The sequence below is a fragment of the Gracilibacillus ureilyticus genome (assembly GCF_900111195.1).
Lineage (GTDB): Bacteria > Bacillota > Bacilli > Bacillales > Amphibacillaceae > Gracilibacillus > Gracilibacillus ureilyticus.
Map to the genome: position 1 here is coordinate 40681 of NZ_FOGL01000023.1, position 20877 is coordinate 61557.

35 protein-coding genes are annotated in these 20877 nt (G+C 39.2%); all 35 read left to right on the forward strand.

Annotated features, from left to right (window positions below):
* The first annotated feature begins 33 nt into the window (after positions 1-33).
* A complete protein-coding gene (gene rpsS / locus BMW36_RS17995) occupies positions 34-312 on the forward strand; it encodes a 30S ribosomal protein S19 (protein ID WP_089743708.1) in 279 nt (92 codons plus the stop codon).
* 19 nt (positions 313-331) lie between these two features.
* Positions 332-673 carry a 50S ribosomal protein L22 gene (rplV, locus tag BMW36_RS18000; protein WP_089743709.1) on the forward strand — a complete coding sequence of 114 codons (342 nt, stop codon included), beginning with the start codon at positions 332-334 and terminating at the stop codon, positions 671-673.
* 3 nt (positions 674-676) lie between these two features.
* Positions 677-1318 carry a 30S ribosomal protein S3 gene (gene rpsC / locus BMW36_RS18005; protein ID WP_089743711.1) on the forward strand — a complete coding sequence of 214 codons (642 nt, stop codon included), beginning with the start codon at positions 677-679 and terminating at the stop codon, positions 1316-1318.
* Positions 1319-1336: 18 nt separating this feature from the next.
* Complete coding sequence (gene rplP, locus BMW36_RS18010) at positions 1337-1771, forward strand: 50S ribosomal protein L16 (protein WP_089743713.1); 435 nt, start codon at positions 1337-1339, stop codon at positions 1769-1771.
* Positions 1761-1964, forward strand: coding sequence for a 50S ribosomal protein L29 (gene rpmC, locus BMW36_RS18015; protein ID WP_035724125.1), 204 nt, complete (start codon positions 1761-1763; stop codon positions 1962-1964). Before rplP ends, rpmC begins: the two co-directional genes overlap by 11 nt.
* A 20-nt stretch (positions 1965-1984) precedes the next feature.
* On the forward strand, positions 1985-2248 hold the full coding sequence (rpsQ, locus tag BMW36_RS18020; protein WP_089743714.1) for a 30S ribosomal protein S17: 264 nt from the start codon (positions 1985-1987) through the stop codon (positions 2246-2248).
* 43 nt (positions 2249-2291) lie between these two features.
* Positions 2292-2660: a 50S ribosomal protein L14 gene (rplN, locus tag BMW36_RS18025; RefSeq protein WP_089743716.1), complete on the forward strand. Its 369-nt coding sequence runs from the start codon at positions 2292-2294 to the stop codon at positions 2658-2660.
* 41 nt (positions 2661-2701) lie between these two features.
* The gene (gene rplX / locus BMW36_RS18030) at positions 2702-3013 is read left to right on the forward strand and encodes a 50S ribosomal protein L24 (RefSeq protein ID WP_089743718.1); all 312 of its coding nucleotides are present in this window, start codon (positions 2702-2704) and stop codon (positions 3011-3013) included.
* A 27-nt stretch (positions 3014-3040) separates the two neighbouring features.
* The gene (gene rplE / locus BMW36_RS18035; protein ID WP_089743720.1) at positions 3041-3580 is read left to right on the forward strand and encodes a 50S ribosomal protein L5; all 540 of its coding nucleotides are present in this window, start codon (positions 3041-3043) and stop codon (positions 3578-3580) included.
* 30 nt (positions 3581-3610) lie between these two features.
* Positions 3611-3796: a 30S ribosomal protein S14 gene (gene rpsN, locus BMW36_RS18040; protein WP_054787917.1), complete on the forward strand. Its 186-nt coding sequence runs from the start codon at positions 3611-3613 to the stop codon at positions 3794-3796.
* Positions 3797-3826: 30 nt separating this feature from the next.
* Positions 3827-4225, forward strand: a complete 399-nt coding sequence (gene rpsH / locus BMW36_RS18045) for a 30S ribosomal protein S8 (protein ID WP_089743722.1) — start codon at positions 3827-3829, stop codon at positions 4223-4225.
* A gap of 30 nt (positions 4226-4255) precedes the next feature.
* Entirely contained in the window at positions 4256-4792 is a 537-nt protein-coding gene (gene rplF / locus BMW36_RS18050) for a 50S ribosomal protein L6 (protein WP_089743725.1), read from the forward strand.
* A gap of 32 nt (positions 4793-4824) precedes the next feature.
* A complete protein-coding gene (rplR, locus tag BMW36_RS18055; protein ID WP_089743727.1) occupies positions 4825-5187 on the forward strand; it encodes a 50S ribosomal protein L18 in 363 nt (120 codons plus the stop codon).
* Between the two features lie 17 nt (positions 5188-5204).
* A complete protein-coding gene (rpsE, locus tag BMW36_RS18060; RefSeq protein WP_089743729.1) occupies positions 5205-5711 on the forward strand; it encodes a 30S ribosomal protein S5 in 507 nt (168 codons plus the stop codon).
* Between the two features lie 13 nt (positions 5712-5724).
* Positions 5725-5907 carry a 50S ribosomal protein L30 gene (rpmD, locus tag BMW36_RS18065; protein ID WP_089743731.1) on the forward strand — a complete coding sequence of 61 codons (183 nt, stop codon included), beginning with the start codon at positions 5725-5727 and terminating at the stop codon, positions 5905-5907.
* 30 nt (positions 5908-5937) lie between these two features.
* Positions 5938-6375 (forward strand): 50S ribosomal protein L15, encoded by a 438-nt coding sequence (gene rplO / locus BMW36_RS18070; RefSeq protein WP_089743733.1) that lies wholly within the window; start codon positions 5938-5940, stop codon positions 6373-6375.
* A complete protein-coding gene (gene secY / locus BMW36_RS18075) occupies positions 6375-7670 on the forward strand; it encodes a preprotein translocase subunit SecY (RefSeq protein WP_089743735.1) in 1296 nt (431 codons plus the stop codon). The genes rplO and secY overlap by 1 nt, the downstream gene beginning before the upstream one ends.
* A 40-nt stretch (positions 7671-7710) precedes the next feature.
* Positions 7711-8361: an adenylate kinase gene (locus BMW36_RS18080; RefSeq protein ID WP_089743737.1), complete on the forward strand. Its 651-nt coding sequence runs from the start codon at positions 7711-7713 to the stop codon at positions 8359-8361.
* 86 nt (positions 8362-8447) lie between these two features.
* Positions 8448-8783, forward strand: a complete 336-nt coding sequence (locus BMW36_RS18085) for a KOW domain-containing RNA-binding protein (protein ID WP_089743739.1) — start codon at positions 8448-8450, stop codon at positions 8781-8783.
* Positions 8761-8979: a translation initiation factor IF-1 gene (gene infA / locus BMW36_RS18090; RefSeq protein ID WP_018934234.1), complete on the forward strand. Its 219-nt coding sequence runs from the start codon at positions 8761-8763 to the stop codon at positions 8977-8979. The genes BMW36_RS18085 and infA overlap by 23 nt, the downstream gene beginning before the upstream one ends.
* Positions 8980-9009: 30 nt before the next feature.
* Positions 9010-9123, forward strand: coding sequence for a 50S ribosomal protein L36 (gene rpmJ, locus BMW36_RS18095; protein ID WP_003156543.1), 114 nt, complete (start codon positions 9010-9012; stop codon positions 9121-9123).
* Positions 9124-9147: 24 nt separating this feature from the next.
* Complete coding sequence (gene rpsM / locus BMW36_RS18100; RefSeq protein WP_089743741.1) at positions 9148-9513, forward strand: 30S ribosomal protein S13; 366 nt, start codon at positions 9148-9150, stop codon at positions 9511-9513.
* Positions 9514-9535: 22 nt separating this feature from the next.
* Positions 9536-9925: a 30S ribosomal protein S11 gene (gene rpsK / locus BMW36_RS18105; RefSeq protein ID WP_089743743.1), complete on the forward strand. Its 390-nt coding sequence runs from the start codon at positions 9536-9538 to the stop codon at positions 9923-9925.
* Between the two features lie 200 nt (positions 9926-10125).
* Complete coding sequence (locus tag BMW36_RS18110) at positions 10126-11070, forward strand: DNA-directed RNA polymerase subunit alpha (RefSeq protein ID WP_089743744.1); 945 nt, start codon at positions 10126-10128, stop codon at positions 11068-11070.
* Between the two features lie 42 nt (positions 11071-11112).
* Positions 11113-11466 carry a 50S ribosomal protein L17 gene (gene rplQ / locus BMW36_RS18115; RefSeq protein WP_089743746.1) on the forward strand — a complete coding sequence of 118 codons (354 nt, stop codon included), beginning with the start codon at positions 11113-11115 and terminating at the stop codon, positions 11464-11466.
* A gap of 260 nt (positions 11467-11726) precedes the next feature.
* Positions 11727-13151 carry a vWA domain-containing protein gene (locus tag BMW36_RS18120; protein ID WP_089743748.1) on the forward strand — a complete coding sequence of 475 codons (1425 nt, stop codon included), beginning with the start codon at positions 11727-11729 and terminating at the stop codon, positions 13149-13151.
* 160 nt (positions 13152-13311) lie between these two features.
* Positions 13312-14145 carry an energy-coupling factor transporter ATPase gene (locus BMW36_RS18125; RefSeq protein WP_089743750.1) on the forward strand — a complete coding sequence of 278 codons (834 nt, stop codon included), beginning with the start codon at positions 13312-13314 and terminating at the stop codon, positions 14143-14145.
* Entirely contained in the window at positions 14121-14990 is an 870-nt protein-coding gene (locus BMW36_RS18130) for an energy-coupling factor ABC transporter ATP-binding protein (protein ID WP_089743753.1), read from the forward strand. The genes BMW36_RS18125 and BMW36_RS18130 overlap by 25 nt, the downstream gene beginning before the upstream one ends.
* Positions 14987-15784 carry an energy-coupling factor transporter transmembrane component T family protein gene (locus BMW36_RS18135; protein WP_089743754.1) on the forward strand — a complete coding sequence of 266 codons (798 nt, stop codon included), beginning with the start codon at positions 14987-14989 and terminating at the stop codon, positions 15782-15784. The genes BMW36_RS18130 and BMW36_RS18135 overlap by 4 nt, the downstream gene beginning before the upstream one ends.
* A gap of 18 nt (positions 15785-15802) precedes the next feature.
* The gene (gene truA / locus BMW36_RS18140) at positions 15803-16561 is read left to right on the forward strand and encodes a tRNA pseudouridine(38-40) synthase TruA (RefSeq protein ID WP_089743756.1); all 759 of its coding nucleotides are present in this window, start codon (positions 15803-15805) and stop codon (positions 16559-16561) included.
* 112 nt (positions 16562-16673) lie between these two features.
* Positions 16674-17435 (forward strand): MerR family transcriptional regulator, encoded by a 762-nt coding sequence (locus tag BMW36_RS18145; protein WP_089743758.1) that lies wholly within the window; start codon positions 16674-16676, stop codon positions 17433-17435.
* Between the two features lie 248 nt (positions 17436-17683).
* The gene (gene rplM, locus BMW36_RS18150; protein ID WP_089743760.1) at positions 17684-18121 is read left to right on the forward strand and encodes a 50S ribosomal protein L13; all 438 of its coding nucleotides are present in this window, start codon (positions 17684-17686) and stop codon (positions 18119-18121) included.
* A gap of 19 nt (positions 18122-18140) precedes the next feature.
* Complete coding sequence (rpsI, locus tag BMW36_RS18155; RefSeq protein WP_089743762.1) at positions 18141-18533, forward strand: 30S ribosomal protein S9; 393 nt, start codon at positions 18141-18143, stop codon at positions 18531-18533.
* Between the two features lie 76 nt (positions 18534-18609).
* A complete protein-coding gene (locus BMW36_RS18160) occupies positions 18610-19263 on the forward strand; it encodes an HD domain-containing protein (RefSeq protein ID WP_089743764.1) in 654 nt (217 codons plus the stop codon).
* A 126-nt stretch (positions 19264-19389) separates the two neighbouring features.
* Positions 19390-20847, forward strand: a complete 1458-nt coding sequence (locus BMW36_RS18165; RefSeq protein ID WP_089743766.1) for a phospholipase D family protein — start codon at positions 19390-19392, stop codon at positions 20845-20847.
* Positions 20848-20877 lie beyond the last annotated feature (30 nt).

Below are 20877 nucleotides of genomic sequence, written 5' to 3' on the forward strand. Positions count from 1 at the left end.
ACCCGTCCGCCAATCGCGAAGGGAGGCTTATCCATGGGTCGTAGCTTAAAAAAAGGACCTTTCGCAGATGACCACTTATTGAAAAAGATTGATACATTGAACCAGGAAGACAAGAAGACAGTTGTAAAAACTTGGTCTCGCCGTTCTACAATCTTCCCAAGCTTTATCGGTCATACGATTGCGGTATATGATGGTCGTAAACATGTGCCAGTTTATGTAACAGAAGATATGGTTGGACATAAATTAGGCGAATTCGCTCCAACACGCACGTATAAAGGGCATGCTGGGGACGACAAGAAAACAAAACGTTAATTGAGAGGAGGTACTCCTAATGCAAGCTAAAGCTGTTGCAAAATCAGTTCGTATTGCTCCTCGCAAAGTCCGCTTAGTTGTTGACTTAGTTCGCGGTAAAAATGTTGGAGAAGCAATTGCGATTTTAAAACACACACAACGCAGTGCGTCACCTGTTGTTGAAAAATTAATCAACTCTGCTGTTGCGAATGCAGAGCATAATTATGAAATGAACCCAGATAATTTAGTGATTTCTGAAGCTTTTGTGAACGAAGGGGTTACATTGAAACGTTTCCGTCCACGCGCACAAGGCCGGGCAACACAAATCAATAAACGCACGAGCCATATTACAGTGGTTCTATCTGAGAAAAAGGAGGGATAATCTGTGGGTCAAAAAGTAAATCCAACGGGTCTTCGTGTCGGAATTATCCGTGATTGGGAATCTAAGTGGTATGCAGGTAAAGATTATGCGGACCTTTTACATGAAGATATTAAGATTCGTGAATATATTGAAGAACGTTTAAAAGATGGAGCTGTATCAAAAGTTGAGATCGAAAGAGCGGCAAACCGTGTAAACATCTCAATTTCTACAGCGAAACCTGGTATGGTAATTGGTAAAGGTGGTTCTGAAGTAGAAGCACTTCGTAAAGCACTTAATGAATTAACAGGTAAAAGAGTACACATCAATATCGTAGAAGTGAAAAAAGCTGATATAGATGCGAAATTAGTAGCAGAAAACATTGCTCGCCAATTAGAAAACCGTGTATCTTTCCGTCGTGCACAAAAACAGACAATCCAACGTGCAATGCGCGCTGGTGCTAAAGGGATCAAAACACAAGTTTCTGGTCGTCTTGGCGGTGCTGATATGGCAAGAGCAGAACACTACAGTGAAGGAACTGTTCCACTTCATACTTTACGTGCTGATATCGATTATGGTACAGCAGAAGCAGACACAACTTACGGTAAACTAGGTGTTAAAGTATGGATCTATCGTGGTGAAGTCCTTCCAACAAAAAACAATAAGTAAGGAAGGGGGCAACGCATTATGTTAATGCCAAAACGTGTAAAACATCGTAAACAACATCGTGGTAATATGAAAGGTAAAGCGAAAGGCGGTACTGAGGTAGCATTTGGTGAATATGGTCTTCAGGCTGTAGACGCTTCTTGGATTACTAGCCGTCAGATCGAAGCAGCTCGTATAGCGATGACTCGTTATATGAAGCGTGGTGGTAAAGTTTGGATTAAAATTTTCCCAGATAAGCCATATACGAAAAAACCTCTTGAGGTACGTATGGGTTCTGGTAAAGGTGCTCCTGAAGGATGGGTAGCAGTAGTAAAACCAGGGAAAATTATGTTTGAGATTGCAGGTGTATCGGAAGAGGTTGCTCGTGAAGCACTTCGTCTTGCTGCTCACAAATTACCGGTTAAAACGAAATTCGTAAAACGAGAAGAAATTGGTGGTGAAATCAATGAAGGCTAATGAAATTAGAGAACTAACCACTGCCGAAATTGAACAAAAGATCAAATCATTAAAAGAAGAGCTTTTCAATTTGCGTTTCCAACTTGCAACAGGTCAATTGGAAAACACTGCACGTCTACGTGAAGTGCGCAAATCAATCGCGCGTATGAAAACTGTTGTTCGCGAAAGAGAGCTAAGCGTTAATAACGGATAAATAAAGGAGGTTAGCCTCAGATGAGTGAGCGTAATAATCGTAAAGTTTATACTGGACGTGTCGTTTCAGACAAAATGGATAAGACTATTACAGTTTTAGTTGAAACTTACAAATTTCACAAGCTGTATGGTAAACGTGTAAGATACTCTAAGAAATTCAAGGCACATGATGAAAACAATCAAGCTAAAATCGGCGATATTGTTCGTATCATGGAAACTCGTCCGCTATCAGCTACAAAACGTTTTCGTTTAGTAGAAGTTGTGGAAGAAGCTGTAATTATTTAATTTAAAGTTCGCTCGGATAAGTTCCGAAGGGAGGTACACGAATATGATTCAACAAGAATCTCGTTTAAAAGTAGCAGATAACTCTGGTGCACGTGAGGTACTTACTATTAAAGTATTAGGTGGCTCAGGTCGTAAGACAGCGAATATCGGTGATGTAATTGTTTGTACGGTGAAACAAGCAACACCAGGAGGCGTTGTTAAAAAAGGTGAAGTAGTAAGAGCTGTTATTGTACGCTCAAAAAGTGGTGTAAGACGTAAAGACGGATCTTACATTAAATTTGATGAGAATGCAGCTGTTATCATTCGTGACGATCAAAGCCCAAGAGGTACTCGTATTTTTGGTCCAGTAGCACGTGAATTACGTGATGCTAAGTTTATGAAAATCGTATCTCTAGCTCCAGAAGTACTATAAGGCACGTAACGGAAAATACCGTGTAAGGAGGTGCGGATAGCATGCATGTAAAAAAAGGTGATAAAGTTCAAGTCATTTCTGGTAAAGACAAAGGAAAGCAAGGCGTAATCCTCGCAGCATTTCCTAAAAAAGATCGTGTGCTTGTAGAAGGTGTTAATATCGTTAAAAAACACGCGAAACCTTCTCAAGATAATCCACAAGGTGGTATTTTGAATCAGGAAGCACCGATTCATGTTTCTAATGTAATGCCAGTTGATCCTAAATCTGGCGAACCAACTCGTGTTGGATTTGAAGTTCGTGATGGAAAGAAAGTACGAATCGCTAAAAAATCTGGTGAAGCTTTAGATAAATAGTATTAGCGGTGAAAGGAGGTTTACGTGATGAACGCATTAAAAGCAAAATACAATAAAGAAATTGTTTCTTCATTAGTTGAGAAATTTAATTATAAATCAGTAATGGAAGTACCTAAAGTTGAAAAAATCGTGATCAACATGGGTGTTGGTGATGCAGTGCAAAACTCTAAAGCATTAGATTCTGCAGTAGAAGAATTAGCACAAATCTCCGGTCAGCAACCTGTTATAACAAAAGCGAAGAAATCAATTGCAGGTTTCCGTTTACGTGAAGGAATGCCAATTGGTGCAAAGGTAACTCTTCGTGGTGAGCGTATGTACGATTTCCTTCAAAAATTAATTGATGTATCTTTACCACGTGTTCGTGACTTCCGTGGTATCTCTAAAAAGGCATTCGATGGTCGTGGAAATTACACTTTAGGTGTTAAGGAACAATTAATCTTCCCTGAAATTAACTATGATCAAGTAAGCAAAGTTAGAGGGATGGATATTGTTATTGTTACAACAGCGAATTCTGACGAAGAAGCTGCTGAACTCTTAACTCAACTTGGCATGCCTTTCCAAAAATAAGCGAGAAAGCTAAGATAAGGAGGGAAAAGAGTGGCTAAAAAATCAATGATCGCAAAACAAAAACGCCCAGCAAAATTTAAAGTTCAAGAATATACTCGTTGTGAGCGTTGCGGACGTCCACATTCAGTAATTCGCAAATTTAAACTTTGCCGTATTTGTTTCCGTGAACTTGCATATAAAGGTCAAATTCCTGGTGTTAAAAAAGCAAGCTGGTAAATCCCCGAATAGGGAAGGAGGTAATGAGAAATGGTTATGACAGATCCAATTGCAGATATGCTTACTCGTATTCGTAACGCTAACATGGTCCGCCATGAGAAATTAGAATTCCCAGCGTCGAATCTTAAAAAAGAAATTGCAGATATTTTAAAACGTGAAGGTTTTATCCGTGATTATGAATTTGTAGAGGATAGCAAACAAGGTATCCTGCGTGTATTCTTAAAATATGGTGCAAATGAAGAACGTGTAATTACTGGACTAAAAAGAATTAGTAAACCAGGTCTTCGCGTTTACGCTAAAGCTGACGAATTACCTAAAGTATTAAACGGATTAGGTATCGCAATCGTATCTACTTCTAAAGGTGTTCTTTCTGATAAAGAAGCACGCGCGCAAGCAATCGGCGGAGAAGTACTTGCATATATTTGGTAATATATTTTCAGATGACAGGAGGTGTATAGCATGTCTCGTATAGGTTTAAAACAACTAGAAATTCCACAAGGTGTGGAAATTAAAATTGATGGTGGTCATGTAACAGTCAAAGGCCCTAAAGGTGAATTGAGTCGTCAATTCAGCGAGGATATGACTATCAAAATTGAAGATAACATTTTAACTGTTGAGCGTCCTAGTGACAGTAAACAACATAAAGCTTTACATGGTACTACTCGAAGCTTGATCGGAAACATGGTGGAAGGTGTCCACAAAGGTTACGAAAAAGCTCTTGAAATTCAAGGTGTAGGTTACCGTGCTCAGAAACAAGGTCAGAAGCTTGTTGTTAACGCAGGTTACTCTCACCCAGTTGAAATTGAACCAGAAGACGGAATTGAAATTGAAGTACCAGCGAATACACGAGTAGTCGTTAAAGGTATTGATAAAGAAAAAGTTGGAGCTATTGCTGCAAACATTCGCGCAATTCGCCCACCAGAACCGTACAAAGGTAAAGGTATCCGTTATGAAGGCGAATATGTACGTCGTAAAGAAGGTAAAACTGCTAAGTAAGGTTAGGTAGGGAACAGAAAGGAGTGACCTAGATGATCACAAAGCCTGATAAAAACAGTGTTCGTAAAAAAAGACATCTTCGTATCCGTAAGAATCTTTTCGGAACTGCGGAACGTCCGCGTTTAAACGTTTTTCGTTCAAACAAACACATCTATGCACAAATCATTGATGATGTTAATAATGTAACGATTGCAAGTGCATCTACTGTTGATAAAGAACTTAACTTAGATGGTACTGGTAACGTTGAAGCTGCGAAACAAGTAGGAGAACTTGTTGCAAAGCGCGCGCAAGAAAAAGGAGTTAAAAATGTAGTATTTGATCGTGGTGGATATTTATATCATGGTCGTGTTAAATCTTTAGCAGATGCTGCTCGTGAAGCAGGTCTTGAATTTTAATAAAAAAGGAGGGACATATGTTGCGTACTAACATCGACCCAAACAAATTAGATTTAGAAGAACGCGTTGTAACGATAAATCGTGTAGCTAAAGTTGTTAAAGGTGGACGTCGTTTTCGCTTTGCTGCACTAGTAGTAGTTGGAGATAAAAATGGTCACGTAGGCTTTGGTACTGGTAAAGCACAAGAAGTACCAGATGCGATCAAAAAGGCAATCGATGATGCCAAAAAGAACTTAATCAATGTACCGATCGTTGGTACATCCATTCCACATGATATTACTGGTCAATTTGGAGCAGGAAGCATTTTAATGAAACCTGCTGCAGAAGGTACTGGGGTTATCGCTGGTGGACCGGTACGTGCCGTATTAGAATTAGCAGGTGTTGGTGACATTGTTTCTAAGTCACTAGGTTCAAATACACCAATTAACATGGTTCGTGCTACAATCAACGGACTTAGCGAATTAAAACGTGTCGAAGAAGTAGCAAAACTACGCGGTAAGTCTGTAGAAGAATTGTTAGGATAAGGAGGGAAACGATATGTCTAAACAGATAGAAATTACCCTCAAACGCAGTGTAATCGGTAGATCAGAAGTACAAAAAGCTACTGTTCAAACACTCGGTCTTAGAAAGATCCATCAATCAGTAGTCCGTGAAGATACTCCTGTCGTGCGAGGCATGATCAACAAAGTATCACATTTAGTAGAAGTTAAGGAAGTTTAATAAAATTCACTGTAAAGAGGAGGTGCTCGCATGAAACTTCATGAATTAAAACCATCACAGCCAAAAAAGGAAAGAAATCGTGTAGGTCGTGGTATGTCTTCTGGTAATGGTAAAACTTCTGGACGTGGACACAAAGGTCAAAAAGCACGTTCTGGAGGTGGCGTACGTCCAGGTTTCGAAGGTGGTCAAATGCCTTTGTTCCAACGTTTACCGAAGCGAGGATTCACTAATATCAACCGTAAAGAATATGCGATTGTTAACTTAGAAACATTGAATAACTTTGATGAAGGTACTGAAGTAACACCTGAGCTTTTACTTGAATCAGGTACCATTAGTAAGGTGAAATCTGGTGTTAAGATTCTTGGAAATGGTAAAATCGAAAAGAAACTAACAGTAAAAGCTCATAAGTTTTCTGCTTCAGCGAAAGAAGCTATAGAAGCAGCGGGCGGTCAAACTGAGGTGATTTAATGTTTCGTACAATCTCCAATTTTGTGCGTGTGGCTGATATCAGACAAAAAATTATATTCACACTTCTAATGTTAGTTGTATTTCGAATTGGGACATTTATACCTGTACCATTCACTGATCGAAGTGCAATTAACTTTATGAATGAACAGAATGTTTTTGGATTACTGAATACCTTTGGAGGCGGGGCGTTGCAAAACTTCTCCATCTTTGCAATGGGTATTATGCCATACATTACTGCATCCATTATCATGCAATTGCTGCAAATGGATGTAGTACAGAAATTTTCTGAGTGGAAAAAGCAAGGTGAAATGGGCCGTAAGAAGTTAGCACAAGTGACGCGATATGCTACAATTGTGCTTGCTTTTATCCAAGGGAGTGCAATGGCGATCGGATTTAATGCCATGTCCGGAGGGTTATTGATTAATGACCCAGGAGTTGGTAAAGTTATCGTAATTGCAATCATCTTAACTGGCGGTACAGCATTCTTAATGTGGTTAGGTGAACAAATTACGGCACATGGTGTTGGTAATGGAATCTCTATCCTTATTTTTGCGGGTATCGTAGCAGCAATTCCGAATGGTGTGAACCAAATTTACGCACAGTACTTTGGATCAGGTGCAGATGATGAGTTATTTATTAATATCATCATTGTGTTACTAATTGTTTTACTAGTTATTGCTGTGACGGTTGGTGTAATTTTCATCCAGCAAGCACTACGTAAAATTCCAGTACAGTATGCAAAGCGTCTAGTAAACCGTTCACCAGTTGGCGGGCATTCAACGCATCTACCTTTAAAGGTAAATGCTGCAGGGGTTATTCCGGTTATCTTCGCAGTATCATTTATTCTTGCGCCGAGAAGTATCGCTGGATTCTTTGAGGATAATCAAGTTGCAGCCACTATTTCCAACATTTTTGATTATACGCAGCCTGTTGGTATGATTATCTATGTTGCTTTAATTATTGCCTTCACGTATTTCTATACGTTTGTTCAAGTAAACCCTGAGCAAATGGCGGATAACTTAAAGAAACAAGGGGGATATATCCCAGGCATTCGACCAGGTCAAAATACGGAAACCTATTTAACTCGTGTAATGTACCGTTTAACTTTTGTAGGTGCACTATTCTTAGCCGCAGTATCTGTATTGCCATTGGCTATCGGTAATGTAGCAGGTTTACCTGATGCTGTTCAAATTGGCGGTACCAGCTTGCTAATTGTTGTCGGTGTTGCATTGCAAACAATGAAGCAATTAGAAGGACAACTAGTAAAACGTAATTACAAAGGTTTTATTAAGTAAGTGGTTGTAACGGAATAGATAGAGAGCGAGGGGAAAATCGTTGAATCTTATCCTAATGGGCTTGCCTGGTGCTGGTAAAGGGACACAGGCAGAAAAAATTGTTGAGAAGTACCAAATCCCTCATATTTCAACTGGAGATATGTTCAGATTAGCTATTAAAGAAGGAACAGAGCTTGGACAAAAAGCAAAAAGCTTTATGGATGAAGGCTCACTTGTTCCGGATGAAGTAACCATCGGTATTGTCGAGGAGAGACTTAGAAAACCAGATTGTGAAAAAGGATTTCTGCTTGATGGATTTCCAAGAACAATCGCACAAGCTGAGGCCTTGGATCAATTACTTTCTAAAATGAATAAATCAATCGATTATGTATTGCACGTGGATGTTGATAAAGATGAACTTGTAGAGCGATTAACTGGCCGTCGTATTTGCCCAGCTTGCGGAGCGACTTATCATGTTCAATTCAATCCCCCCAAACAAGAGGGAATTTGTGATAGAGATGGTGAGAAGCTTATTCAACGTGAGGATGACCAACCAGGTACAGTTAAAAACAGACTAGAAGTGAATATTGAACAGACACAGCCAATGCTGGACTTTTATTCAGACAAAGGAAGCTTAGTTACAATCGATGGTTCACAGCAAATTGATAAAGTTTTCCATGATATTGACGAAAAATTAAAGAACATTTCATGATTTTTTGTTGATATTATTGGTATAATGATAAGGTACACGAATCGTAAGGATGCTAAACTTAAAACCTAAAATGTTGGTGATGATAGTTGAGCGAAACGGAGAGGTATCCGGAATTAGGTCAAGTTGTTCAAATCCTACAAGGACGAGAAGCAGGTCAGTTTGCAATTGTTATTGAAAAGCTAGACAGTCGTTTTGTGTTATTGGCAGATGGAGATAAACGTAAATATGATCGGCCGAAGAAGAAGAATGTCCATCATATTTCGGCAACTAATTTTATTTCTCCTGAAGTACAAAAGAGCCTTCTCGAAACAGGGCGCGTAACCAATGGGAAATTGCGTTATGCTATTAATAAATTTGCCAATGAAATACTGGCAGATTTGAAGAAGGGAGATCAACTCGATGGCGAAAGACGATGCAATTGAAGTCGAAGGTACTGTAATTGATACATTACCAAATGCAATGTTTAAAGTAGAATTAGAGAATGGTCATACCGTTCTTGCTCATGTCTCTGGTAAGATCAGAATGCACTTCATTCGTATTTTACCTGGAGATAAAGTAACGGTTGAACTTTCTCCATATGATTTAACAAGAGGTCGTATTACGTACCGCTATAAATAAAATGCTCCGATACAAGAGGAGGTATGGAAGATGAAGGTAAGACCATCTGTAAAACCTATTTGTGAAAAATGTAAGGTTATTCGCCGTAAAGGGAAAGTAATGGTAATTTGCGAAAACCCTAAACATAAACAAAAACAAGGATAATAATAAAGGAGGTGCACGCATCATATGGCACGTATTGCTGGTGTAGATGTTCCGCGTGATAAACGTGTAGTTATCGCATTAACTTATATATACGGAATTGGTAAGACAACTGCTAAAAAAGTTTTAGAAGAAACTGGGATCAATGAGAACACTCGTGTTCGTGACTTAACAGAAGAAGAATTAGGTCAAATCCGCCAAAAAGTCGATGGATATACAGTGGAAGGGGATCTTCGTCGTGAAGTATCTCTAAACATTAAACGTCTGATCGAGATTGGTAGTTATCGTGGTGTACGTCATCGTCGCGGATTACCTGTTCGTGGTCAAAAAACGAAGAACAACTCTCGTACACGTAAAGGCCCAAGAAAAACTATGGCTAACAAGAAGAAATAATATAAAGGAGGTATGCTAATTTATGGCTCGTAAAACTAATACACGTAAGCGCCGTGTGAAAAAGAATATCGACACAGGTGTTGCTCATATTCGTTCTACTTTTAACAACACAATTGTAACAATTACAGATGTGCAAGGTAATGCGGTTAGCTGGAGCAGCGCTGGTGCGCTTGGATTTAAAGGTTCACGTAAATCAACACCTTTTGCTGCTCAAATGGCTGCAGAAGCTGCTGCTAAAGGTGCCCAAGACCATGGTATGAAATCATTAGAGGTTACAGTGAAAGGACCTGGTGCTGGACGTGAAGCAGCAATCCGTTCACTTCAAGCAGCAGGTTTAGAAGTAACTGCCATTCGTGATGTAACACCAGTTCCTCACAATGGTTGTCGCCCGCCAAAACGTCGTCGAGTATAATCACAGTATAATATTTGTTAATCTGTCTATAATGGTTTATGATAGCTGAATAGAGTTAGAAATCTTTCTCTTGGCACCATTGCATTCGACAGACGCTAAAATACAATTGCAGAGTGCAGAAACGGGAACTGCCTACCTGGGGAATTTCGGTTAGACTTGTGTCTAACCGGGGTTTCGACGTTTTAAAGGAGGGTTTATGAATGATCGAAATTGAAAAACCAAGAATAGAAACAGTAGAAATCAGCGATGATGCTACTTATGGAAAGTTCGTTGTAGAACCACTAGAACGTGGATATGGTACTACACTCGGTAACTCCTTGCGTCGTATCCTATTATCTTCACTTCCTGGCGCTGCTGTAACATCTGTGCAAATAGATGGGGCACTTCATGAGTTTTCTACGGTAGAGGGCGTAGTAGAAGACGTAACTACTATTATCTTAAATCTAAAGAAGCTTGCACTAAAGATTTACTCTGATGAAGAAAAGACGCTAGAAGTAGATGTACAGGGAGAAGGAAAAGTTACGGCTGCAGACATCATCTTTGACAGTGATGTCGAGATATTAAATCCTGATCTTCATATTGCAACATTGGGAGATAATGGTCATCTCAAAATGCGTATTTCAGCAAAAGGCGGTAGAGGATATCGACCAGCTGATTCTAATAACCATGAGGACCGTCCGATTGGTGTTATTCCAGTTGATTCTATCTTTACTCCTGTTCAAAAAGTAACTTATCAAGTAGAGAATACTCGTATTGGGCAAGATTCTAATTTTGATAAACTTACTTTTGATGTAACAACTGATGGCAGCATTCGTCCTGAAGAAGCAATTTCTTTAGGGGCAAAAATATTTATGGAACACATTAATATTTTCGTTGGACTAACAGATGAAGCCAAAAATGCTGAAATTATGATCGAAAAAGAAGAAGATCAAAAAGAAAAAGTATTAGAAATGACAATTGAAGAGCTGGACTTGTCTGTACGCTCTTATAATTGTTTGAAACGTGCTGGTATTAATACCGTTCAAGAATTAGCTCATAAATCTGAAGAAGACATGATGAAGGTTCGTAATCTTGGTCGTAAATCTTTAGAGGAAGTGAAGCACAAATTAGAGGATCTAGGTCTTGGTTTAAGAAACGAAGATTAATCTAGGCATCTAGAAGAACATGAACGAAGGAGGGGAATTTCCATGGCTAGAAAGTTAGGACGTACAACAGATCAACGTAAGGCATTACTTCGTGGATTGGCTACTGATCTTATTATTCATGAACGTTTAGAGACAACAGAGGCAAAAGCGAAGGAATTGCGTTCAGTTGTTGATAAGATGATCACTTTAGGCAAACGTGGAGACTTACATGCTCGCCGTCAAGCTGCGGCATTCTTATACAATGCAGAAGCAAATGAAAATGAAGATGCTGTACAAAAGCTATTCAGTGACATTGCTACTCGTTATGAAGATCGTCAAGGTGGATACACAAGAGTGTTGAAATTAGGACCTCGTCGTGGTGATGGGGCAGAAATGGCGATTATTGAGCTTGTTTAATTTTAAATAGGTGAGAGCAGAAAGGGGCAGGGGCCAATCTCCATATGAGATGCATCCAAGCCCTTTTTTTGTTGCCCCTTTTTAATTCACGGCTAATACCCTGTAACCAGGGATCCTCATTATTTACACCTGTCAAAAGTCTTACACTCTCAAGAAAAAGGCTTTTCTCCTTATGTTACTTTTTTATCATTTAGCAGGCATTATCTTTTTTTATTCAACAGAGTCTATTATAATAATGGGAAAGGTAAGGAGTGACAAAGTTGAAGAAATTTGGAATGTTATTATTTCTGGTTATATTAATGGCTTGTTCTAATGATACTGCCTCCACTGAAGAGAAAGGGACTGTATCAAATGAGGAACAATTGAAAGAATCGGAAAATGCAGTTGAGGATTCAACCGCTAATGAAATACATAAAGAGATTGAGAATATTTCGCTGGCAACTGATATTGACACATTACAGGAGATTCCTGCCGGCATACTAACTGAAGATATAACATATGAAGCCGACACAGAACGAATACTGTTTGGTATAGAGGAACTCGATCCGGACTACTTAAAAGAACTGATAGAGGCTGTTAGTCCAATAGCTGAAGATACGGATGATCCTGAGACAATTGCCAAGTCACTAATCTATTATGCCGGCAGTCCCAGCTATTCTTCGATAGCAACAGAGTTAGCCAACTTTAAGCCTGACTTTAAAGAGCCCCTGCTGCCAAGACCTGAAAAAATTGAAAAGGAAGGTGCGGCAGAGGGAGAAAGCAGCTATGCATATATATTATTAGATGCGAGTTCCAGTATGCTGTTAGAGTCAGAAGGGGAAATCAGGATGGATATTGCACGGGAGGCAGTTTCCAGTTTTGCCAGGACAATAGGAGCTTCAAGCCATGTATCTTTGGTAGCTTTTGGACACAAAGGTGACGATAGTGATGAAGGGAAAGAAGCATCCTGCTCAAAGATTGAGGAAGTCTATTCACTAGGAGAGTATGATGAAGAACAATTTACTCAATCAGTAGATACCATTGAAGCGAAAGGGTGGACACCTTTAGCTGCCGCCATCGAAAAAGTGAATGAATTAAGCAGCTCACTAGAAGGTCATGTGACAATATATATCGTAAGTGATGGTGTAGAAACTTGTGATGGCGACCCGGTAGAGGCTGCAGCTACCTTCGCAGACACAGCAGACAACAAAACTGTTAACATAATCGGTTTTCAAGTGGATGAAGAAGCAGAAGCACAGTTGACGAAAGTAGCAGAAGCTGGAGAAGGGGAGTATTACTCTGCTGATAATGGAGAAGAGTTACTTTCAACCATCGAATATGAGTGGCTTCCATCAACGATTGAATTAACTTGGGCACCTGTCAATATGACACCAAATGGTTTTGATATTACATATGAGCGGCAGAGAGCTTCGGATCTCAGCTATGCCTGGAATTATTCAGTAAGGCGGGAGAATCACCGCTTTGAAGCAGTACTTAATTCCCTTGTGGAAGAAGAAACCTTAACAGAAGAGGAAAAGGTCAGAGTAGAAGAGATTCTCCTTAAACGGGAAGAAGAAATAAAAGCAATAAGTGAACAGCTTCGAGAGAAAAATACAGATGCGGTTGATAAGAAAGCAGAAGAAATAAAAGCAGATGTGAATGCATGGGTAGAAGAGATGGAAGCATTGAAAGAATCTGTTCAATAATAATCTTGTCTGACATATGGAGAAACATGTCAGGCAGGATTATTTTCTTTATCAGAAGTTTTAACCAATGAATTAGTATGGTTAATCATTAATTCATTATTATTTTATGATAAAATATTAGCAGGATTTCCCGGGAAATAATGACTGAGGAGAACAATTCATGACAATAATCGAGTTTCGTGATGTATATTTTCGATATAATGAAGAACAAAACTGGGTATTGAGGAATATTAGTTTTTCTGTAAATGCAGGTGATTCAATTGCTATTATAGGCCATAATGGGTCAGGTAAATCCACAGTGGCAAAGTTGATTAACGGACTGCTTGTACCGCAAGCTGGTGATATTCTAATAGACGGAGAAAGAGTAACCGAACAGAATATATGGGAAGTCCGTCAAAAAGCAGGAATGGTTTTTCAGAATCCGGAAAACCAATTTGTTGGTACAACGGTAAGGGATGATATCGCATTCGGTCTGGAAAACAGAGGTATACCTCGTGAAGAAATGATAAAAAGAATTGAACGCAGCCTGAATGAAGTTGGAATGCAAGATTTCGCATTACATGAAGCCCACTATTTATCAGGCGGGCAAAAACAAAGAGTAGCCATTGCTTCTGTTATGGCAATTCAACCTGAAGTATTAATTTTAGATGAAGCAACATCAATGCTGGACCCTGTAGGCAGAAACGAGATAATAAAAACAATCCAACACTTGAAAGATGAACGAAATATTACATTCCTTACGATTACACATGATTTGAGTGAGGTAACTCTTGCGGACAGGACTCTTGTTCTTAAGGAAGGGAAGCTTGTAACAGACACTACTCCAAGAGAACTGTTTGCTCAAGTTAATGACTGGGAGAGTTTAGGGTTAACTGAACCTTTTACAACAAAAATCGCAAATGAGTTGGAAAAATACGGGTATAAATTTTCATCCCATCCACTAAATCATGAGGAGTTAATGAATGAACTATGGACATACAATTTAAAAAAGTAAGCTATATCTATCAACCGAATACACCTTTTTCCCATCAGGCCCTTCATGAAATCGACTTAACAATAAAATCAGGAGAGTTTATTGCAATAGTTGGTCACACAGGTTCAGGAAAATCAACTTTATTACAACATCTCAATGGATTAATTTATCCTGCGACTGGTGAGGTGAGAATCGGAGAATATGTACTGAATGATGAAAACAGAAAACAGGATTTAAAAGAACTGAGACAAAAAGTGGGGCTTGTCTTTCAGTACCCTGAACATCAATTATTTGAAGAAACGGTGGAAAAAGATATAGCGTTTGGACCGAGAAATTTTGGCGTTCCTGATAAGCTGATTGATCAAAGAATAAAACAAGTTATCGAGGAAGTTGGCTTAAATGAGGAGATTTTATCCAAATCGCCTTTCGAACTTAGTGGCGGGCAAATGAGAAGGGTCGCTATAGCGGGCATTTTAGCTGCAATGCCGGAAGTACTTGTTTTAGATGAACCGACTGCAGGGCTTGACCCGTATGGACAGCAGCAAATGATGGCACTATTTTACCGATTACATAAAGAAAGAAAGCTGACAACTATCTTAGTTACTCACAAAATGGAAGACGCCTTCACATATGCAGACAGGATTGTTGTTTTAGAGAAAGGAAATAAAATATTAGAGGGCACACCTGTGGATATATTTAGAGATCGCCGTTTTCTTCATAATGTCCGGTTGGAATTGCCGGAGATTCTGTTATTTTTAGAGAAGTTTAATGATACCTTTCCTTTTACCATTGAATATAAAGGTCAGACAGTCGAAGAAATAGCAGTGGAAATTGATCAAAAATTAAAGGAGATAAAGGGTCAATGAAATCATGGTTAGTTATCGGGCAGTATGTCCCTGGCCATTCTGTTCTGCATCGTTTAGATCCAAGGACAAAGCTCTTAATGATCTTCACATATGTAATCATCGTTTTCTTTGCAAATAATACACTTAGTTATGGACTACTGGCAATTTTCGCAATCTGGACTATTTTTTTATCGAAATTATCATTAACTTATATTTTAAAAGGAATAACACCAATCTGGTTTTTTATAATATTTTCATTTTTGATTCATCTTTTTTTTACGAATGATGGAGACATCATATGGCAGCTTTCCGGTTTAAAGATCTACAGTGGCGGATTAGTCAAAGGGTTAACTATTTCCTTGCGTTTTCTATTATTAATAATGGTAACGTCCTTATTAACCTTAACGACATCACCAATGGAAATCACTGACGCACTGGAAAATCTGTTATCTCCATTGCAGAAGTGGAAATTTCCTGTTCATGAATTAGCATTGATGCTATCGATCTCCTTACGTTTTATCCCAACATTAATGGATGAGCTTGATAAGATATCTAAGGCACAGGCATCCAGGGGAGTGGACTTGAGGACAGGCTCCCTAAAGAGTAGAATGTATGCTGTCATCCCGTTGCTCGTGCCCCTCTTTATCAGTGCCTTCAGGAGAGCCGAAGATTTAGCGATGGCAATGGAAGCCAGGGGATACAGGGGCGGGGAAGGCAGGACAAAATTAAGACAATTAAGCTATTCATGGCTCGATTTTCAAGCGGTAGTTATATATATATTCATAATGATTATATTTTTCATGTTACGAAATTAACGTATAAGCAGGTGGGAAATGTTGCGAATAAAAGCTATTATCAGTTATGATGGCACCAACTTTTCGGGATATCAGATTCAGCCGAACGGGAGAACGGTTCAGGCATCAATTGAATCTGTTCTTCAAAAGATGCATAAAGGGGAACATATCCGAGTCACAGCATCCGGAAGGACAGACCAGGGTGTTCATGCAGTTGGCCAAACGATTCACTTTGACACAAATCTGCAAATTCCTTTAGAGGGATGGAGGCGTGCACTGAATACAATGCTGCCTGAAGATATTGAGGTAAGAGCGGTAGAGAATGTATCTGATGAATTTCATGCCCGTTTTGATGTAGAAGAAAAGGAATACCGTTATGTTGTCTGGAATGATACAGAAAGAAATATATTCAAACGTCATTATCAGCACCATGTAAGCGAAAGATTAAGCATTGAAAAAATGAAGAAGGCGTGTGAATTATTAACTGGGAAACATGATTTCACTTCATTTTGTGCTGCCAACAGCAATGTAAAAGGTGATAAAATCCGGACGATTCACCATGCGAGTGTAGAAAGCAATGGAGCGGAGCTGATTTTCAAAGTGAGGGGCAATGGTTTCTTGTACAACATGGTACGTATTATTGTTGGAACACTGATTGAAATTGGAAAAGGAAAGCGGGAACCAGAAGAAATGCAGCAGATTATCGAAGCAAGAGACCGCTCTGTTGCCGGACATACAGCACCGGCCCAAGGTCTTTATCTTTGGAAGGTTTATTATCACAGATCTAAAGATTTGTAATACCTTCACTGGGCAGTCGGCTCAAAATAATAAAATGAAAAAAAGATGAAAAACACCCTTGACCTTAACGTTGCGTAAAGGTTTAAGATGATGATAGTCAGGAGGGTCAATAATGGAATATACCGTAAGTCAACTGGCAAAGTTATCTGGTGTGAGCGGCCGCACATTAAGATACTATGATCAAATCGGGTTATTAAGACCAGCACGGGTGAACGACGCAGGTTATCGATTCTATGGTGAGAAAGAAGTAGACCAACTACAGCAAATTCTTTTTTTTCGTGAATTAGAAATGAGCCTTGAGGAGATCAACAGAATTATTCATCAGCCTGATTTTGACCAGACAGAAGCATTACGAAGCCATTATAAACAGCTCGAAAAGAAGCGGGACCGTCTTGACAATATCATTGCAACCGTTGAAAAGACGATTGCAGCCAAAGAGGGTGGAATGAACATGTCGAATGAAGCGAAATTTGATGCATTTAAAGAGAAATTAATTGAAGATAATGAACAGAACTATGGGAAAGAGATTCGGGAGAAATATGGTGAGCAAACAGTAAAGGAGAGCAATAATAAACTGAGAGGGATGTCAGAAGAAGATTTTCAAGCAATGAACCAGCTCGGTGAAGATATTATCATTTTACTGGAGAAAGCTTATCAGACGGGAGACCCAGCCTCTGACCTTGCTCAGGAACTTGCAGCAAAACATAAGGATTGGCTTATGTACTCATGGTCTTCTTATTCAAAACAAGCACATATTGGCCTTGCGGAGATGTATGTAGAGGATGAAAGATTTACTTCTTATTATGATAAGAACGTGAAGGGCGGTACTAAGTTTTTACGAGATGCTATCCTAATCTTCGCGGGAGAAAAATAGCTTCATATAGAGCTGGGGATGTGATTAATTTCCCGGCTCTATTTTTTATTGTACGTATTGACATAAGGGCTGTTTTATTGTATTATGATCTATGGCATTTTATTTTCTATACCACGAATAGCCCCGGAAAGTTACTCGTGTTAGAATATAAATCGGATTAGTAAAGCGAAAGCACCTGACAAATTGCAGTTGCTTGACGCTGGACAAAATAAGACTATGGAATTACAGATTTAGGAGGTAAACCAATCATGCGTACAACTTTCATGGCAAATGAAGCGAATATTGAACGTAAATGGCTTGTTGTAGATGCTGAAGGTCAAACGTTAGGTCGTTTAGCTAGTGAAGTAGCTTCAATCCTTCGCGGTAAGCACAAACCAACATATACACCGCATGTTGATACTGGTGATCATGTGATCATCATCAATGCGAACAAAATCGAATTAACAGGTAAAAAATTAAGTGACAAGCTTTACCGCCGTCACTCTAACCACCCAGGTGGATTAAAAGAACGTACTGCTGGCGAAATGCGTGAAAAATATCCTGAGCAAATGTTAGAACTAACAATTAAAGGGATGTTACCTAAAGGAAGCCTTGGCCGTAAAATGGGTAAAAAATTACACGTATACAGAGGCGCTGAGCATAAACATGAAGCACAAAAACCAGAAGTTTACGAACTTCGCGGATAATTAAAAGGAGGTCTATATAGTGGCACAAGTACAATACTACGGTACCGGACGCCGTAAAAGTTCAACTGCACGTGTACGTTTAGTACCAGGAACTGGACGTATCGTTGTAAATAACCGTGATGCGGAAGAATTCTTCCCATACGAAACACTTCGTACAATCATTAAGCAACCATTAGCTGCTACTGAAACAGAAGGCAGCTATGATGTATTAGTAAACGTTCATGGTGGAGGTTTCACTGGTCAAGCTGGTGCAATCCGTCATGGTGTAGCTCGTGCATTATTGGAAGCTGATCCAGAATACCGTGCAACGTTAAAACGTGCAGGATTCTTAACTCGTGACGCTCGTATGAAAGAACGTAAGAAATACGGTCTTAAAGGCGCTCGTCGTGCACCACAGTTTTCAAAACGTTAATATTGTTTGTATATCAGGCTCTTTCTGCTTATCGTGGAAAGGGTCTTTTTACATAATTTTCTTCTTTAAGGAGGATATGATGGATAAAGACAAAGTTGTGCAAGATACAGAAAAACTGGTAAAAGATGCGCTAATGAATGAAAAGTCCGGGCATGACTGGTTCCATATTAAAAGGGTAACAAAAACAGCAAAGGAAATAGCTGATAAGGAAGATGCCGATACTTTTGTTGTGACAATTGCTGCATTATTACATGACCTTGCTGATGATAAGGTCGTGGATAATGAAGAAAAAGCACTGTCAGACATTAGAAAATATCTGATAGAATCAGGAATAGATCATACAGATGCGCAACATATCCTTACCATTATTCAAACAATTTCCTTTAAGGGCGGAAATAATCCACCTGTCGAAACATTGGAAGCAAAAGTAGTTCAGGATGCTGACAGGCTGGATGCACTCGGTGCAATTGGTATCGCGCGTTGCTTTGTCTACGCCGGGAAGGTCGGGAGCCCAATCTATCATTCACAGTTAGAAATTAGAGAGAATATGTCACTGGAGGAGTATAGAAATAACAACTCAAGTGCCATCAATCATTTTTACGAAAAACTGTTAAAACTGAAGGACTTAATGAACACAAAAACGGGAAAAGAATTAGCGGCACAACGTCATGAATTTCTCGAAAATTTTCTGGATCAGTTCTATCTTGAAACAGGAGAAGAACGGCCGTAAAAGGTACAAAAGCGTAAATAAAGCCTTACTCCATAAAGCAGGAGTAAGGCCTTTTTGTTTTCCCCTGTAAAGAAAAGGGTATTAAAAAGCAATGAATGAAGGTGAAAGAATGATAAGGAGCAGTCTATGAATAAGAGAACATGGTACAGAAAAAAACGATTATGGTTGATATTTTTTTTACTTTTATATGGTATCGTTATTTCTTATCATCAATTGAAACCATTGCCAAAAGGAATATCCTATGAAGGAAAGGCTCATTCGATCAGTGAAGGAGATATCGAATTTCTAACTGATCTGACATACAGTAAGGATGGGGAAGTTCAATACGAACAGGAGATATTCAATACGGTTTATGAAACAATTGCGGATGCAGAAGAGTTTTTGATTATAGATATGTTTATGATTAATAATTTTTCATCCGAAAGCGGGAATTATCTGCCATTGAGTGAACAGCTTACTGATCATATTGCCAGACAAAAAGAGAGATACCCTGATTTGAAAGTTGTCCTGATTACAGACCCCCTTAATAAAACATACGGTTCCCACAATGCTCAGTTTATCAGGCCTCTGGAAGAATTAGGAGTCGAAGTTATTTACACAGATCTGCGAAAATTACGTGACCCTAATCCGCTTTATTCCGGATTATGGCGAATGTTTATCCAATGGTTTGGACAGGAAGGCAGAGGCTGGTTACCCAATCCTTTCGGAGAGCCGGCGCCTGACGTGACAGCGAGGTCGTACTTAGAAATACTTAATATAAAAGCAAATCACCGAAAAGTGGTCATTACAGAGGATGAGGGACTGGTCATTTCCGCTAACTCCCATGATGCAAGCAGTTATCATTCTAATATAGGATTCAAGGTAAAAGGCGAAATACTGAAGGATCTGGTACGTACAGAGAAAGCAGTTGCGAAGTTTTCCGGCGGGAACCTTAACGTTTTCCCAACAGAAAAGGAATTGGAAGATATAACGACTTCTCCCCCAAGTAATTCGAATCTGTCTGTCAAACTAGTGACGGAACAAAAAATTCAGAAAGCGTCAGTAGAAGCGATTAGCCAGGCGGAGGAAGGGGAGGAAATCTGGATTGGTATGTTTTACCTAGCTGATCGTGATATCATTGAGGCCATTGAGAAGGCGGCGAATCGAGGGGTAAAGATCCATCTCATACTTGACCCTAATAAGAATGCATTCGGGCAGCAGAAGATTGGGATACCAAATGTTCCTGTGGCAGATGAGCTGATGGAGGATGGCAATGGAAATATCGAAATTAAGTGGTATAACGTCAATAAGGAACAATATCATACTAAATTGCTATATGCCAACTACAGGAACAGTGCAAAAATAATAGGTGGATCTGCGAATTTTACTTCAAGGAATTTAGATAACTATAATTTAGAAACTAATCTTGTAATAGAATCATTACCGGATCAAATGATAACACAACAGGTCGATCAGTACTTTCAACGATTATGGAATAATGAAGATGCTTCCTATACTTTAGCGTACGAAGAAATAGGAAAGTTTCCGCTTGTTAAGCGCATTGGTTATACCTTGCAGAAGATGACAATGTTTACAACTTATTAATAGTACTCAAGGGATGTTTATATATGCAAA